Genomic DNA, 16127 nt, shown 5'->3' with positions numbered 1-16127 from the left:
CATGTCTACAGAAGCGTTATCTACCGCGGAGGGGCTCGTCAAGGCGCCGCTCATCCACAAGGGCAAGGTCAGGGAGCTGTACGACCTCGGCGAGCATCTGCTCATCGTCGTCACCGACCGGATCTCGGCGTTCGACTACGTGCTCGATCCCGCCGTTCCCGAGAAGGGCAAGGTGCTGAATGGCCTAAGCGCCTTCTGGTTCGAGAAGACGAAGGATCTCGTCCCGAACCACGTCGTTCATACGGATGTCCGCAAGCTCGGCGATCTCGTCTCCGAGCCGGACAAGCTGGCGGGGCGGATCATGGTCACGAAAAAAGCGCAGCGGATCGACATCGAATGCGTCGTGCGCGGCTACATCACGGGCGGCGGCTGGCGGCAGTACCAGAAGAACGGCGAGGTCAACGGCATCCCGCTTCCTGCCGGCCTGCACAAGAACGACAAGCTGGAGGAGCCGATCTTCACCCCCGCGGGCAAAAACGACGTCGGCCATGACGAAGACATCTCCTACGAGGAGATGGAGCGCCGCATCGGCGCGGAGCTGGCCGCCGGCCTTCGCAAGCGCAGCCTCCTGCTGTACGATTACGCGCTCGCGGTATGCGAGCATAAGAGCATCATCCTGGCGGACTGCAAGTTCGAGTTCGGCCTGCTGGGCGACGAGATCATCCTGATCGACGAACTGTTCACGCCGGACTCCTCGCGCTTCTGGGCCGAAGAGAAGTACGAACTCGATATCGAGATCGACAGCATGGACAAGGAGCCGGTCCGCACGTACCTGCTCGGCACCGACTGGGACCGCGACAGCACGCCGCCGCGCCTGCCGGACGATGTCGTGGACGCGACGACGGCACGCTACCAGGAGATCTACCGCAGGCTGACGGAGCCGACGAGCTATGGCTTTACGGCGTTCCAGCCGATCAAGTACTAGCGGCTCGCGATTCGCGGCTTGAGCAATCGCCGCTATCGTCGCCATTAACTGCAAAAATACATCTATTTTCCGTTAACTGAGATGGCGCCGCCGGAATAGCTGCAAAAAAACATTTATTTTCGAACATTTGCGGCGTTGGGCGAGGCCGAAGCTGAAATAACTGTACATTTGCAGTTATATCGCTCTGGAGCGAGCGGGGCGGGGGAATAACTGCACATTTGCAGCTAAATGCGCCGCGCAGCCGGTTGATGGGAAGGTTGGCGCCATCGTCGGCCTTTCATCCGCAGTCCCGTCCGCAGCTCGCCGTTCCTTTGCCGCCGACGCTCTACTTTCGACCATACAGCCCCTATCCCATGTCCCTATCCAGGAGGAGACCCGTCCCATGAAAGCAACGGTATACGTCACGATCAAGGAAAACGTGCTCGACCCGCAAGGCAACGCCGTTCAAGGCTCACTGCAAACGCTCGGCTTCGACGAAGTCGCAAAGGTCCGCATCGGCAAGTATCTGGAACTCACGCTAGACACGACCGACCGCGCCGTTGCCGAAGAGCGCGTGAAGGCCATGTGCGAAAAGCTGCTCGCCAACACTGTCATCGAAGACTACCGATTCGAACTGGAGGGCTGAGACCTCATGAAATTCGCGGTCATCGTATTCCCGGGCTCCAACTGCGACCTGGACATGTACAACGCGGTCGTCGACGTTCTGGGCGAGGACGTCGATTATGTCTGGCACACGGCCACCGATCTGTCCGCTTATGACGGCATTCTCGTGCCGGGCGGCTTCTCCTACGGCGACTACCTGCGCTGCGGCGCCATCGCCCAGCTCGCTCCCGTCATGACCGAAGTGCGCAAGGCCGCGGCCGAAGGCAAGTTCGTGCTTGGCGTGTGCAACGGCTTCCAGGTGCTCACCGAGGCGGGTCTTCTGCCCGGCGCGCTTATCCGCAACAACAGCCTCAAGTTCCGCTGCCACCCGGTGGGCTTGCGCGTCGAAAACGCGAACACGGCGTTCACCCGCGACTATGCGCAGGGCGAGGTCGTGACGATTCCGATCGCGCACGGCGAAGGCAACTACTATTGCGACGAAGAGACGCTGGCGAGCCTCAAGGCGAATGGCCAGATCGTCTTCACTTACGACGGCGTCAACCCGAACGGCTCTGTCGCGGGCATCGCCGGCATCTCGAACGAAGCGGGCAACGTCGTCGGCATGATGCCGCACCCGGAGCGCGCGGTCAGCGAGCTGCTCGGCTCGGCGGACGGCGCGAAGATGTTTACGTCAGTACTGAACGCTTGGAGGGAACGCAATGGCGCAGCAAGCACCCGCTAAAGAACCGACGGTCCAGCAGATCGCCGAGCAGAAAATCTACAAGCAATTCGGCGTCTCCGATTCCGAATTCGAACTCATCTGCGGTTTCCTCGGACGCCAGCCGAACTACACCGAGATCGGCGTATTCAGCGTCATGTGGTCCGAGCACTGCGCGTACAAGAACTCCAAGCCGCTGCTCCGCCGCTTCCCGACGACCGGCCCGCGCGTCTTGATGGGACCGGGCGAAGGCGCCGGCATCGTCGACATCGGCGACAAGCAAGCCGTCGTCTTCAAGATCGAGTCGCACAACCACCCGTCCGCGGTCGAGCCGTATCAAGGCGCCGCGACGGGCGTCGGCGGCATCATCCGCGACATCTTCTCGATGGGCTCCCGCCCGATCGCGCTGCTCAACTCGCTGCGCTTCGGCAAGCTCGAGAGCGACCGCGTCAAGTACCTGTTCGAGCACGTGGTCAGCGGCATCGCCGGCTACGGCAACTGCATCGGCATCCCGACGGTCGCCGGCGAGGTCATGTTCGACGAAGCGTATGAGGGCAATCCGCTCGTCAACGCGATGTGCGTCGGCCTCATCGATCACGACAAGATCCAGCGCGGCGTCGCCAAGGGCGTCGGCAACCCGGTATTCTACGTCGGTCCGGCTACGGGCCGCGACGGCATCCACGGCGCGACGTTCGCGTCCGAGGACTTGACCGCCGAATCCGAAGCGAAGCGCTCGGCCGTTCAGGTCGGCGATCCGTTCATGGAGAAGCTCGTCATGGAAGCGACGCTCGAGCTGATCGACTCCGGCATCGTACTTGGCATCCAGGACATGGGCGCCGCGGGCCTCACCTGTTCGAGCGCCGAGATGGCGAGCAAGGCGGGCAACGGCATGGAGCTGTACCTTGACGAGGTGCCGCAGCGCGAAGAAGGCATGACCGCGTACGAGATGATGCTGTCCGAGTCGCAGGAGCGCATGCTCTTCGTCACCGAGCCGCATCACGAAGCCCAAGCCAAGGCGATCTTCGAGCGTTGGGGACTGCACTGCGCCAAGGTCGGCAAAGTGACGGACGACGGCCGTCTCCGCTTGTTCCACAAGGGCGAAGAAGTCGCGGACATGCCGGTCAAGGCGCTCGTCGACGACTGCCCGGTGTACAACAAGCCTTCCAAGGTGCCGGACTACTATCTGAAAAACGGCTCCATCGATACGAACCGCTACGAGCAAATGCTCGACCTGACGGATTCGCTCAAAAAGGTGCTCGGCTCTCCTTCGCTCGCGAGCAAGGAATGGGTTTACAGCCAGTACGACTACCAGGTCCGCACGTCGACCGCAGTCGTTCCTGGCTCGGATGCCGCAGTCGTCGCGATCCGCGGCACGCGCAAGGCGCTCGCGATGACGACGGACTGCAACGGCCGCTACGTGTACCTCGATCCCGAGGTCGGCGGACGCATCGCGGTCGCCGAGGCGGCGCGCAACATCGTCTGCTCGGGCGGCGAGCCGCTCGCGATCACGGACAACCTCAACTTCGGCTCGCCGGAGAAGCCGGAAGTGTTCTGGCAGATGGAAAAGTCGGTGGACGGCATGGCCGAAGCCTGCCGCTTCCTCGAGACGCCGGTCATCGGCGGCAACGTGTCGCTGTACAACGAGAACGCCAAGGGCGCGATCTACCCGACGCCGGTCGTCGGCATGGTCGGCCTGATCACGGACATCGACCACATCACGACGCAAGAATTCAAGGCCGAAGGCGACGTCATCTACCTGCTCGGCGAGACGAAGGCGGAGATCGGCGGCAGCGAGTTCCAATACGCGGTGCACGGCCTCACCGAAGGCCGCCCGCCGGTCATCGACCTGGGCGTGGAAAAGGCGCTGCACGGCGCCGTCCTCGGCGCGATTCGCCAAGGCCTCGTCGCTTCGGCGCATGACCTGTCCGAAGGCGGCCTGGCTGCTGCGGTAGCGGAGTCGACGTTCGGTCGCGGCCTCGGCGCGAAGGTCGACTTCACGACCAACTTGCGTCCGGACCTGGCGCTGTTCAGCGAATCGCAATCGCGCATTCTGCTGTCGGCCAAGCCGGAGTCCGCCGCGGCGCTCGAAGCGTGGCTCGCCGAGCAAGGCGTGCCGGCGCAGAAGCTCGGCGCCGTCGGGGGAGACGAACTGGTCATCGCGGTCAACGGACATACGGCAATTCAGGCACCCGTGAACGAATTCCGCACAGAATGGAAGGAAGCGATCCCATGCCGGATGAAATAAACGCCGGAGCGGGCCGTGCGCTGCCAGTCGTCGAGGGAGCAAGCGCCTCGGCCGGCATGTTGCCGCACGGTCCGACCGCAAGCATCCTGCCTTACGACATGAGCGGACGGACCGGCGACCTGCCATCTAAGCAGACGGAAGGGCTGCCGGCCGCCGAGGCGCGTTTCTGGACCGGGGATTATTATAATCAGGGCAACGACCAGGCGTCGGGCATGATGGACAAGCTGAAGGAAGAATGCGGCGTGTTCGGCGTGTTCGGGCACAAGGACGCTGCAGAGCTGTCGTACTACGGACTGCACGCGCTGCAGCACCGCGGCGAGGAGAGCTGCGGCATCTGCACTTCTAATCTTGGCGGCGACTTCCACTATCACCGCGGCATGGGCCTGGTGAAAGAAGTATTCGACCGCGACCGGCTGGATTCGCTTGTCGGCGCCAACGCAATCGGCCACGTCCGCTATTCGACGGCCGGCGCGAGCCGGCTGGCCAACGCGCAGCCGCTCGTTTTCAAGTATCGAGGCGGCGATCTCGCTGTTTGCACCAACGGCAACCTTGTCAACGAGCCGATTATCCGGCGCGAGCTCGAGGAGTCGGGCTCGATCTTCCAGACGACGAGCGACACCGAAGTCATCGCGCATATGATTGCGCGCTCTTCCAAAGATTTGGTCGAGGCGGTCAAGGACGCGTTCTCGCGGCTGATCGGGGGCTTTGCGTTCCTGATTATGACCAAGGACGTGCTGATCGCGGCCTGCGACCCGAACGGCCTGCGCCCGATGGTCATGGGTCGGCTCGGCGACGCGTACATCTTCGCGTCCGAGTCCTGCTCGTTCGAGGTGATCGGCGCGGAGTATGTCCGCGACGTCCAGCCGGGCGAGATTATCGTGCTGGACCGGAACGGCATCCGCGAGGAACGCTACGCGGTGCTGCAGCGGCGCTCCGTATGCGCAATGGAGTACATTTACTTTGCGCGCCCCGACAGCGACATCGGCACGATCAACCTGCACAGCGCCCGCAAGCGCATGGGCCAGCAGCTCGCTCTGGAGTCGTTCGTCGACGCCGACATCGTGACGGGCGTGCCGGACTCGAGCATCTCGGCTGCGATCGGGTATGCGGAGCAGACGGGCATTCCTTATGAGCTTGGCCTTATCAAAAACAAATATACCGGACGCACCTTCATCCAGCCCTCCCAGGAGCTGCGCGAGAAGGGCGTCAAGATGAAGCTGTCCGCCGTCCGCAAGGTCGTGCAGGGCAAGCGCGTCGTCATGATCGACGATTCGATCGTGCGGGGCACCACCTCGCTGCGCATCGTCAACCTGCTTCGCGAGGCGGGCGCGCTCGAGGTGCACGTGCGCATCACGTCGCCGCCTTTCGCGAATCCTTGCTACTACGGCATCGATACGCCGGATCGCCGCGATCTCATCGCGTCGAGCAAGACGGTCGAGGAGATCCGCCAGGCGATCAACGCGGACTCACTGTATTTCCTCAGCAAGCCGGGCCTGCTCGAAGCGGTCGGCGGGGCGGAGAGCGAGTACGACCGCGGTCTCTGCCTCGGCTGCTTTACCAACGACTACCCGACTCCGGTGGAGTTCGAGGACGCCAAGGCAACGAGCTGCAGCTGCGACTGAGGCATGGCGCAAGTGACTGGCGCGGCGCGTGGTGCCTCGGCCACCGCGGACGCGGGATAGTGGCGTTTGATGCCGCTAAGTGCCTGTGCCGAGGTGGCTGCGGAGCGAATAGCGGCATTGGATGCCGCTAAGTGCCTGCGCTAGGTGGCTGCGGGGCGAATAGCGGCATTGGATGCCGCTAAGTGCCTGCGCTAGGTGGCTGCGGGGCGAATAGCGGCATTGCATGCCGCTAGTGCCTGTGCCAAGGCGGCTGAGGAGCGAATAGCGGCATTGGATGCCGCTAAGTGCCTGGCGCTAGGCTGCTGCGGGGTGAATAGCGGCATTGCATGCCGCTAAGTGCCTGTGCCGAGGCGGCTGCGGGGCGAATAGCGGCATTGGATGCCGCTAAGTGCCTGTGCCAAGGCGGCTGAGGAGCGAATAGCGGCATTGGATGCCGCTAAGTGCCTGTGCCGAGGCGGCTGCGGGGCGAATAGCGGCATTGCATGCCGCTAGTGCCTGTGCCAAGGCGGCTGAGGAGCGAATAGCGGCATTGGATGCCGCTAAGTGCCTGGCGCTAGGCTGCTGCGGGGTGAATAGCGGCATTGCATGCCGCTAAGTGCCTGTGCCGAGGCGGCTGAGGAGCGAATAGCGGCATTGGATGCCGCTAAGAAAACCTACGCTGAGATGGCTGTGGGACGAATAGCGGAAAAAGTCAGTTTTACAATTATACCCAAGGGGGCTTAACCCAAGTGTCCGAAGCTTACAAACAGGCTGGCGTCGATATCGCTGCCGGCAACGAAGCGGTCGAACGAATGAAAAAGCACGTGAAGCGCACGATGCGTCCGGAGGTGTTGACGGGACTCGGCGGGTTCGGCGGGCTGTTCGGCCTGAATAAGGACAAGTACGAGGAGCCGGTGCTTGTCTCCGGCACGGACGGCGTCGGCACGAAGCTGAAGCTGGCGTTCGAGATGGACAAGCACGACACGATCGGTATCGACGCGGTGGCAATGTGTGTGAACGACGTCGTTGTGACCGGGGCGGAGCCTCTGTTTTTCCTTGATTACCTGGCTTGCGGCAAACTCGTGCCCGAGAAAATCGAAGCGATCGTCAAAGGCGTGGCGGACGGCTGCGAGCAAGCCGGCTGCGCGCTGATCGGCGGCGAGACGGCTGAGATGCCAGGCATGTACCAGGACGGCGAGTACGATATCGCTGGCTTCACCGTCGGCATCGTGGACAAGCCGAAAGCGATCGACGGCAGCGGCATCGCAGCAGGAGACGCGGTAATCGGTCTAGGCTCGAGCGGGGTGCATTCCAATGGTTTCTCGCTGGTTCGCCGTCTCCTGCTGGAAACGAAGGGTTACAAGTTTTCGGACAAGCTGCCTGAACTCGAAGGCAGGACGCTTGGCGAAGTGCTCATCGAGCCGACGCGCATCTATGTGAAGTCGGTGCTGAAGCTGATCGAGAACGTGCAGGTAAAAGGCATGGCGCATATTACGGGCGGCGGGTTCATCGAGAACATCCCACGCGTGCTGCCGGAGGGCGTCAACGTCGATATCAACCTCGGCGCATGGCCGGTGCAGCCGGTGTTCGGCCTCATGCAACGCGACGGAGCAATCAGCGACCGCGATATGTACACGACGTTTAACATGGGCATCGGCATGGTGCTGGTCGTGCCGGCCGCTCAGGCGGAGCAGGCTGTCGCGCTGGCGAGCGAGCTCGGCGAGCAAGCCTATGTCATCGGTCGCGTGACCGAAGGCTCGCGCGTCGTGACGTTCGGAGGCGCCGAATTCCAATGAGTCGCGAAAAGCTCCGCATTGCCGTATTCGCGTCCGGCAGCGGGAGCAACTTCCAGGCGCTGGCCGAAGCGGCGAAGGCGGGCGCTCTCGGCCCCGCCGAGATCGCGCTGCTCGTCTGCGACAAGCCGGAGGCAAAGGTCATATCCCGCGCTCGCGAGCTTGGTATCGAGACGTTCGTCTTCCGGCCAAAGGAATACGGGTCCCGCGAAGCCTATGAGACCGTGATCACGGCCGAGTTGGCTTCGCGCGGGATTGGCTTGATCGTGCTGGCCGGTTACATGCGGATCTTGACGGACGTGCTGGTCGGCGCCTACGAAGGGCGCATGATCAATGTGCATCCGTCGCTGTTGCCTGCGTTTCCCGGTATACGGGCGATCGAGCAGGCGCTAGACTACGGCGTCAAAGTTACCGGCATAACCGTGCATTTCGTAGACGGCGGCTTGGACAGCGGTCCGATTATCGCGCAGCGAGTCATCGAGCTCGAGACCGGTGATACGGCGGAGACGCTCGCGGCCCGCATCCACGCGGTCGAGCACGAGCTCCTCCCGCGCACCGTGCGCCTGATCGCAGAAGGTCGCGTCTCGCTGGCGGGCCGTATCGTTACTGTGGATGGGTAGTACGGGTTACTGAAGTAAACGTTATGTTGTATCGATATTTGCCGGCAACAGCGCCGTCACCGCAGAATAACGATGTACCGCATCGCTATTCCATCAGGTAACTAGCATGCAGCCGTCTTTAAGTTTCACCCCAACTATCGCACGAACGCCCCGGGGTGGGCTTATCCCGTTCGCTCAGGAACCAGCGCGCAGCCGCGGCTGAGTGAAGGGGATAACCCCACCCCGGCGGCATTAATCAACCCTACTAGGAGTGGATGAACAGTCATGGCTATTAAAAGAGCGCTGGTCAGCGTATCCGACAAGACGGGCATCACCGAATTTTGCCGCGCGCTCGCCGCGCAAGGCGTGCAGATCATCTCGACGGGCGGCACGCATGCGCTGCTCGAGCGCGAGGGCGTGCCGGTCATCGGCATCTCCGACGTGACGGGTTTCCCGGAAATTCTCGACGGCCGCGTCAAGACGCTGCACCCGGCCGTGCACAGCGGACTGCTCGCGATCCGCGACAGCGCCGAGCACGTTGAGGCGATGGAGAAGCTGGGCCTCGACTACATCGACCTCGTCGTCGTGAACCTTTACCCGTTCAAGGAAACGGTGTCCAAGCCCGACGTCAGCTATGAGGACGCCATCGAGAACATCGATATCGGCGGTCCGACGATGCTGCGCTCCGCGGCTAAAAACCATGCGTTCGTCTCCGTCGTCGTCGACGCAGGCGACTACGCCGAAGTTCTCGCGCAAATCCAAGCCGGCGGCGACACGACGCTCGAGACGCGCAAACGCCTCGCGGCGAAGGTGTTTCGTCACACGGCGGCATACGATGCGCTCATCTCCGAGTACTTCGCCGAACAGCTTGGCGACCCGCTGCCCGAGAGCCTGACGTTCACCTACGAAAAGGTGCAGGAGCTTCGCTATGGCGAGAACCCGCACCAGCAGGCCGCTTTCTACCGCAAGCCGCTCGCCAAGAAGGGCCCGAGCATCACGACGGCCAAGCAGCTGCACGGCAAGGAGTTGTCCTATAACAACATTAACGACGCTAACGCGGCGCTCGCGATCGTATCCGAGTTCGACGAGCCGGCGGTTGTGGCGATCAAGCATATGAACCCATGCGGCGTCGGCATCGGCGCGGACATCGACGAAGCGTACGTCAAAGCGTACGAGTCCGACCCGACGTCGATCTTCGGCGGCATCGTCGCGGCGAACCGCACGATCGACGTGCAGACGGCCGACCGCCTCGCGCAGATTTTCCTCGAGATCGTCATCGCGCCGGACTTCACGCCGGAAGCGCTGGACATTTTGAGCCGCAAAAAGAACATTCGCCTGCTCGCGACCGGCACCGACAGCCAGATGCAGAGTGCGGCCGAGCGCAAGCCGGAATGGCTCGTGACGAGCGTCGACGGCGGCATGCTTGTCCAACAAAGCGACGTCCATTCCTTGGACGAAGCCGACCTCCAGGTCGTCACGGAGCGCGCGCCGACCGCTGAAGAGCTGAAGCAGCTGCTTTTCGCATGGAAGGTCGTGAAGCATGTCAAGTCGAACGCGATTCTACTCGCGGCGGACAGCATGACAGTCGGCGTGGGCGCCGGCCAGATGAATCGCGTCGGCGCAGCCCGCATCGCCATCGAGCAGGCGGGCGACAAGGCCAAGGGCGCGGTACTCGCCTCGGATGCGTTTTTCCCGATGGGAGACACGGTTGAGCTGGCGGCGCAGGCAGGAATTACGGCGATCATCCAGCCGGGCGGTTCGGTGAAGGACGCGGAATCCGTAGCTGCGGCGAACGCTGCCGGCATCGCGATGGTCGTCACGGGCGTTCGTCACTTCAAGCATTGATCGGCAGGAGGAGAACGAGAACATGCGTATTTTAGTCATAGGCCGCGGCGGCCGCGAGCATACGATCATCTGGGCGCTGCGCAAAAACCCGAAGGCCGAGCACATCTTCTGCGCGCCTGGCAACGCGGGGATCGCGCAGCTTGCCGAGCTGGTGCCGATCGGGGAGCTGGAGTTCGACAAGCTCGTGCGGTTCGCCAAGGACCAGGCGATCGACCTCGTCGTCGTCGGTCCTGACGACCCGCTGGCGGCGGGCATCGTCGACGCTTTCGAAGCGGCATCCATCCCGGTGTACGGGCCGAACAAGGCTGCGGCGGAGATCGAAGGCAGCAAGATTTTCATGAAAAACCTGCTCAAAAAGTACGGCATCCCGACCGCGAAGTACGAAACGTTCACCGATTACGCTGCGGCGCGCGACTATCTCGCTTCGCAGCCGGTACCAATCGTTATCAAGGCGGACGGGCTGGCGGCGGGCAAGGGCGTCACGGTCTGCTTCACCCGCGAGGAAGCGGAGCAGGCGCTCAAGGATACCATGGTCGACAAGTCGTTCGGCGCGGCCGGCGACAAGATCGTCATCGAGGAATTCATGACCGGACAGGAGATGTCGATCCTGGCGTTCGTGGACGGCGAGACGGTGCGGGCGATGCCGGCTGCGCAGGATCACAAGCCGGCATACGACGGGGACAAAGGTCCGAACACGGGCGGCATGGGCACCTACTCGCCGCTGCCTCACATCCCGCAGTCGGTCATCGACGAAGCGATCGAGAACATCGTGAAGCCGACCGCGCGCGCGATGGTATCCGAAGGACGCCCGTTCCGCGGCGTGCTGTTCGGCGGCTTTATGCTGACGCCGGAAGGTCCCAAGACGGTCGAGTTCAACGCGCGTTTCGGCGATCCGGAGACGCAGGTGGTACTGCCGCGCCTGAAAAGCGATCTGCTTGAGATTATTCTGGCCTCGCTTGAAGGCCGCCTGAACGAAGTCGAGATCGAATGGAGCGACAAGGCTGCCGTTTGCGTCGTGCTCGCGTCCGGCGGCTATCCGGGCTCGTATCCGAAGGGGCTGCCGATCGACGGACTCGAAACGGCCGCCGAGGGACTCATTTTCCACGCCGGCACGGCGGAGCAGGACGGCCGGATCGTGACCGCGGGCGGACGTGTGCTCGGTATAGTAGGCCTGGGCGCCGGCATCGCCGAAGCACGCGAAGCGGCTTACCGGACCGCGTCCGGCATCACGTTCGAAGGCAAGCAAAACCGTACGGACATCGCCGCGAAGGCGCTGGTTTAAACGTCTAAAAAATAGGAGCCGCTTCCGCGCACATCGAGCGCCTGAGCGGCTCTTTCCTCTTACTGCTTGTAAAACAGCGCTTTGCGGTTCGCGAAAACAAAAGCGACGGCGATGACCGACCCGACGATCAGCATCGACGTAAGTACATGCGTGGACACCCAATTTGTGAATGCTTCCATTCCGGTAACCTCCATATTTTGATTTTCATATCCGGACGGTTAGTGTTCCCCACTTCCGCCTTTATTTTTCTCGACCTTGTATTGACAGGCGAGACGTCTGGCGTTATATTTAATACATAGTAAGTTAATCGGAATTAATGGAAAAAGGGAGGACGTTCTCATGGAGCGCTCTTTAACGATACGATACGGCGATTTGTCGCTGGCGGCTACGATACATTATCCTTCTCAGGAAGGGAAGACCGAATGCAACAAGCTGCCGCTTGTCATTATCAATCACGGCTTCGTGGGCAACCGCATCGGCGTGGATCGGCTGTTCGTGCTGGCTGCGCGCGAGTTCGCCGGTCGGGGCAACCTGGTGATCCGATTCGACTTCGCAGGATGCGGAGAGAGCGATGGCGCTTACGGGGACCATGGGCTCGATTCGATGATCGAGCAGACGCGGGCAGTGCTCGACTACGGACTCGGCCTCGATATCGTCGACCCGACGCGCGTAACGCTGCTCGGCCACAGCCTGGGCGGAGCGGTCGCGCTGCTGACGGGCGTGCGCGATCGCCGCGTGAAGTCGCTGGCGCTCTGGTCGCCCGTCTCTTATCCGTTCAACGACATTCTCCGGATCGTAGGGCGCAAGGCATACGATGAAGCCGTAACCAAAGGGCAGGCGGACTACCTTGGTTATTCGATCAAGCCGGCGTTCTTCGATGCGCTGATGAAGCATCAGCCGTTTCAGGAGACGCAGAAATTTCCGGGAGATGTGTTCCTCGTGCACGGTACAGGGGACGAGACGATTCCGGTAGACTACACGTTCCTGCTGGAGAAGACGTTCTGGCTTCGCGGCGAAGGCCGCTGCGAGAAGTCGATTATTTTTCAGGCCGATCATACGTATTCCAAGGGCGAGCATAAAGAGCAGCTGTTCAAGGCAACGGGAGATTGGCTCGTCGGCTATGAGCAGCGGCAGCGGGATTGGCAGCATTGGAGCATTTGATCCTGGACCCTCATTTGACCCAAGAATTACATTTGACCCAGGAATCTCATTTGACCTTAGGACCTTATCGCTGAGCAGCGGCCATGACCGCTGCTTTTTTGCGTTCATTACGAGCCCTAGTCGCGACGGATGGACGACGGCGGCAGCTGCGGATAAACTGTTATTAGACGATCAAACGAATACGGAAGCGTCAGGAGCGCGACGCATCCGACAAGGGGCGAGAGCGATGATTGTTTATCCTAGATTGCCGCAGCCGGCAACGGTCGGGGTCACGGCGCCGTCCTCGGGCGTTTCCCGGGAAGCGCATTCGCTCGTACGCGAGGCAGTCGCGCGGTTCGAGCAGCAGGGCTATCGGGTCGTCGTAGGCGAGACGACATGGACGCAGCACAAAGCCAAGTCGGCGCCGGCGCGCGTGCGGGCGGCAGAGCTGAACGCTTTTTTGCATGACGATGATACGGATCTGGTTATACCTCCTTGGGGCGGCGAGCTGCTGATCGAAGTGATCGAGCATCTGGACTTTAATGCCATAGGGCGCAAGTGGGTCATGGGCTACTCGGATATCAGCGTGCTGCTGCTTGCGGTGACGCTCCGGACGGGAATGGCGACGGCGCACGGCACGAACTTCGTGGACTTGCGCAGCGAATATACCGATCCGACGACAGCCGCATGGGAGCAGGTGCTGCGGACGCGCGAAGGCGAGTCGATCTCGCAAACTTCCTCGTCGCATCATCAGGCGTCGTGGAACGAGGATGCTTCGGCGCAAGGCGTCTACCATTTGACGGAGCCGACCGTCTGGAAAGTCGTGCGCGGGGATCGGATGGAGGCGAGCGGCCGGCTGCTGGGCGGCTGTATCGACGTCATCCGTCATCTGATCGGTACGCCCTACGGCGACGTGCGAGCCTTCCGCGAGCGACATATCCAGGGCGAAACCATCCTGTGGTACCTGGAGAACTGCGAGCTGGTCACGGTGGATATGCGGCGTTCGCTCGTGCAGATGAAGCTGGCGGGCTGGTTCGAAAATTGCGCGGGCATTTTGTTCGGGCGCAGCGGCGTGCATATTCCGAGGGAAGGCTATACCGAGCTCGATCTGTTCGAAGAGATCGCCGACGACCTAGGCTTGCCGGTTGCTTACGACATCGATTGCGGGCACAAGCCGCCGCAGCTGACGCTAATCAACGGGGCGTATGCCGAGGTTACCGTCGAAGCGGGTGGCGGGACATTGGTGCAGACGTTCAGATCTTGAGAATGGTAGCCCCGCGAGTTAGCCGGAAAAACCGCGTATCTGGGCCGGTTGTGGTGACGGAGCGTCGAGTTAGCCGGAAAAACCGCGCAATTCGCCGGAAGCCGGCATACGCTCATCATGTAAAAAGAAAAAAAGAACCGCCTCGCAGCGGTTCTTTTCTTCATTTTATTTTGCCCAGTACCCGGCTTCTTCGAGCATCGATACTGTCAGCACGAACATGGCGTGCGACCACGTGAGCGGCACGATCCAGGCCGGCTCGCCGGTGCTGCGGTCGACTTGCTCGGGGAGCAAGCCGGTCTCCGTGCGGTGTTCGCACGCCCAGCGCAGCAGTTCGCCAGCTTCGGCCAGCTGTCCGTTCTGCACGCGATATTGCGCAAGCCACAGCGTCGTCAAGATCCAAGGATTGCCGCCGATGTAGCCGTCGTTCTCGTAGCGCTTGATGCCGCCGACGCCTTCCACATGCAGCTTGCTTGCGATCGTATCGGCCGTGCGCCGCATGTACGGGTGGTCCGCCGGCAGCACGCCGAACGGCACGGATAAGCCGAGCAGGCTGATATCGACGATCGGATCGTGCCGCAGCTCGTAATGCTCATAGCCCTTGGCGGTCCGACTGGCGCTGCCCTCCAAACCTTGGGCGGCCGCATGCGCGTATACGCCGCCGTCTACCTTAAGCTTGAGCCCGCGGTAGAAGCTGCCGGCGGACTCGTTCCAGCAGAGCGACTCGATCGACGAAGTGATCCGGTCCGCGATCTCCCGCCAGCGGCCGGCCAGCTCGGCCTCGTTCATCAGTTCGGCGAACGCGGCCGCCGCACGCAGCCCGCCGCTGACGGCGGCCGCGGAGTACGTATGCTCGGCCTTGCGTTCTTCCCATAGATCCATGCTGGGCAGCGGAAGTCCCGTTTCCTCGTCGATGTAGCCCGCGAGAAACGCCGCGCCTTTGGCGACGGCCGGCCACATCCGCTCGGCGAACGCCGCATCGCGATTCTGCTCGTACAGCTGCCACATGCCCCAGATGAGCGAGGCGCCCTCGTCAATCTGCAGCCCCCAAGAAGGCGCTAGGCTGCCGTCGTGATAGTGACGCTGCTGCCAGGAACCGTCCGGCTCCTGGGCGCTCAATGCCCATTCGTAAAACTTCTCCGAGACCCCTGTCAGGCCCGACTTGTTGAGCGCAGTCGTAATAAACGCGGCGTCCCGGCCCCAGCAATAGGCATAGCCGCCGCAGCGGGAGAATTGCTCGTCGGGCTCTGGCGCCGCCAGCAGGCTGCCCGTCCGTTCGTCCGCCATCAGCCTGAAGGTCAGGAGCGAGCGTTCATAGGCCTCGGCGATCTCCGGATCGACGCCTGCCGGAGCGGGATTGGCATTTTGAAGATATTCATGCCAGTAATCTGTCGTCCGTTCGCACCATTCGGAGACGGAGCGGCTCTTGGCATCCGCCAGCGCGCCGAGCGCTTCCGGACGGTTATGGCCCGCCGCGATGTAGACCGGGAGCGTGAATGATTCCCCGGGCTGAAGGTCTTCGATGCGCCAGACGAGCGCGCCGTCCGGCTGCATGTCGATGTCGTTGCCGTCGAGCCAGGCATGCTCCGCTTGCGCTCTGGACGAGCCGCACTGGAAGCCCGCGCACTCGCGATCGCTGCCCACGGCGAAAAAGTAGCGGTGACGGTAGTGGACCAGCGCATCGCCGGTCTCATCGAAAAGTGTCGTATTGTAAAGCGCGCTCTCTGCAATCCGAAACGAAGAATACCAGACGAAGGTAAAAGAAAGCGGCTCTGAGGAACGGTTCGAAATCTTGTACTCCCTTACGAGAAACGCCTCGTCCGGCACCGCATAATCCGACTGACGGACGGCAAGGGGAAAGTCCGGATGGTCGGCGAATACCCGGACGATGTTCGTTCGCGGCACATATTCGATACGGTGCTGCCAGCCGTCTTCGGGAGCGTCGAACCAGGTCGTGCCCGCCTCGTCGTGGTCCAGCTTCAGGCCGGTGCGAATCTCGTCGACATGCTGGGGAAAGTCCACGTGCGGCCACCAGAGCCGATAGAGGCGTCCGGTGCGTCCCAGCGAGCCGAGCATGCGGCCGTTGCCGACGACGGCGTCGATCAGGTGAGGTTTGTTTAGCGTAAAATCGTTCAT

12 protein-coding genes are annotated in these 16127 nt (G+C 62.1%); 11 read left to right on the top strand and 1 reads right to left on the bottom strand.

Annotated elements, in window-relative coordinates; all coding sequences use genetic code 11:
• Position 1: 1 nt before the first annotated feature.
• The 11 genes from KB449_RS24815 (at position 2) to KB449_RS24765 (ending at position 13994) form a co-directional block, all read left to right on the top strand.
• A complete protein-coding gene (locus KB449_RS24815; protein WP_282910929.1) occupies positions 2-925 on the top strand; it encodes a phosphoribosylaminoimidazolesuccinocarboxamide synthase in 924 nt (307 codons plus the stop codon).
• A gap of 382 nt (positions 926-1307) precedes the next feature.
• Positions 1308-1550, top strand: a complete 243-nt coding sequence (purS, locus tag KB449_RS24810; protein WP_277531880.1) for a phosphoribosylformylglycinamidine synthase subunit PurS — start codon at positions 1308-1310, stop codon at positions 1548-1550.
• A gap of 6 nt (positions 1551-1556) precedes the next feature.
• A complete protein-coding gene (gene purQ, locus KB449_RS24805) occupies positions 1557-2249 on the top strand; it encodes a phosphoribosylformylglycinamidine synthase subunit PurQ (RefSeq protein ID WP_282910928.1) in 693 nt (230 codons plus the stop codon).
• On the top strand, positions 2227-4470 hold the full coding sequence (purL, locus tag KB449_RS24800; protein ID WP_282910927.1) for a phosphoribosylformylglycinamidine synthase subunit PurL: 2244 nt from the start codon (positions 2227-2229) through the stop codon (positions 4468-4470). Before purQ ends, purL begins: the two co-directional genes overlap by 23 nt.
• Entirely contained in the window at positions 4455-6092 is a 1638-nt protein-coding gene (gene purF, locus KB449_RS24795) for an amidophosphoribosyltransferase (RefSeq protein ID WP_434082520.1), read from the top strand. Before purL ends, purF begins: the two co-directional genes overlap by 16 nt.
• 728 nt (positions 6093-6820) lie before the next feature.
• Positions 6821-7867, top strand: a complete 1047-nt coding sequence (gene purM / locus KB449_RS24790; RefSeq protein ID WP_282910926.1) for a phosphoribosylformylglycinamidine cyclo-ligase — start codon at positions 6821-6823, stop codon at positions 7865-7867.
• The gene (purN, locus tag KB449_RS24785; RefSeq protein WP_282910925.1) at positions 7864-8484 is read left to right on the top strand and encodes a phosphoribosylglycinamide formyltransferase; all 621 of its coding nucleotides are present in this window, start codon (positions 7864-7866) and stop codon (positions 8482-8484) included. Before purM ends, purN begins: the two co-directional genes overlap by 4 nt.
• Positions 8485-8748: 264 nt before the next feature.
• On the top strand, positions 8749-10308 hold the full coding sequence (purH, locus tag KB449_RS24780) for a bifunctional phosphoribosylaminoimidazolecarboxamide formyltransferase/IMP cyclohydrolase (RefSeq protein ID WP_282910924.1): 1560 nt from the start codon (positions 8749-8751) through the stop codon (positions 10306-10308).
• Positions 10309-10330: 22 nt separating this feature from the next.
• Complete coding sequence (gene purD / locus KB449_RS24775) at positions 10331-11590, top strand: phosphoribosylamine--glycine ligase (RefSeq protein WP_282910923.1); 1260 nt, start codon at positions 10331-10333, stop codon at positions 11588-11590.
• 339 nt (positions 11591-11929) lie between these two features.
• Positions 11930-12751: an alpha/beta hydrolase family protein gene (locus KB449_RS24770; RefSeq protein WP_282910922.1), complete on the top strand. Its 822-nt coding sequence runs from the start codon at positions 11930-11932 to the stop codon at positions 12749-12751.
• A 226-nt stretch (positions 12752-12977) separates the two neighbouring features.
• Positions 12978-13994: a S66 family peptidase gene (locus tag KB449_RS24765; RefSeq protein ID WP_282910921.1), complete on the top strand. Its 1017-nt coding sequence runs from the start codon at positions 12978-12980 to the stop codon at positions 13992-13994.
• Positions 13995-14159: 165 nt separating this feature from the next.
• On the opposite strand, the gene KB449_RS24760 is transcribed toward KB449_RS24765, so the two are convergent.
• Positions 14160-16127: a glycoside hydrolase family 15 protein gene (locus tag KB449_RS24760; protein ID WP_282910920.1), complete on the bottom strand. Its 1968-nt coding sequence runs from the start codon at positions 16125-16127 to the stop codon at positions 14160-14162.

The sequence above is a fragment of the Cohnella hashimotonis genome, from assembly GCF_030014955.1.
Lineage (GTDB): Bacteria > Bacillota > Bacilli > Paenibacillales > Paenibacillaceae > Cohnella > Cohnella hashimotonis.
This window is presented reverse-complemented; position numbering and strand designations above follow the sequence as displayed.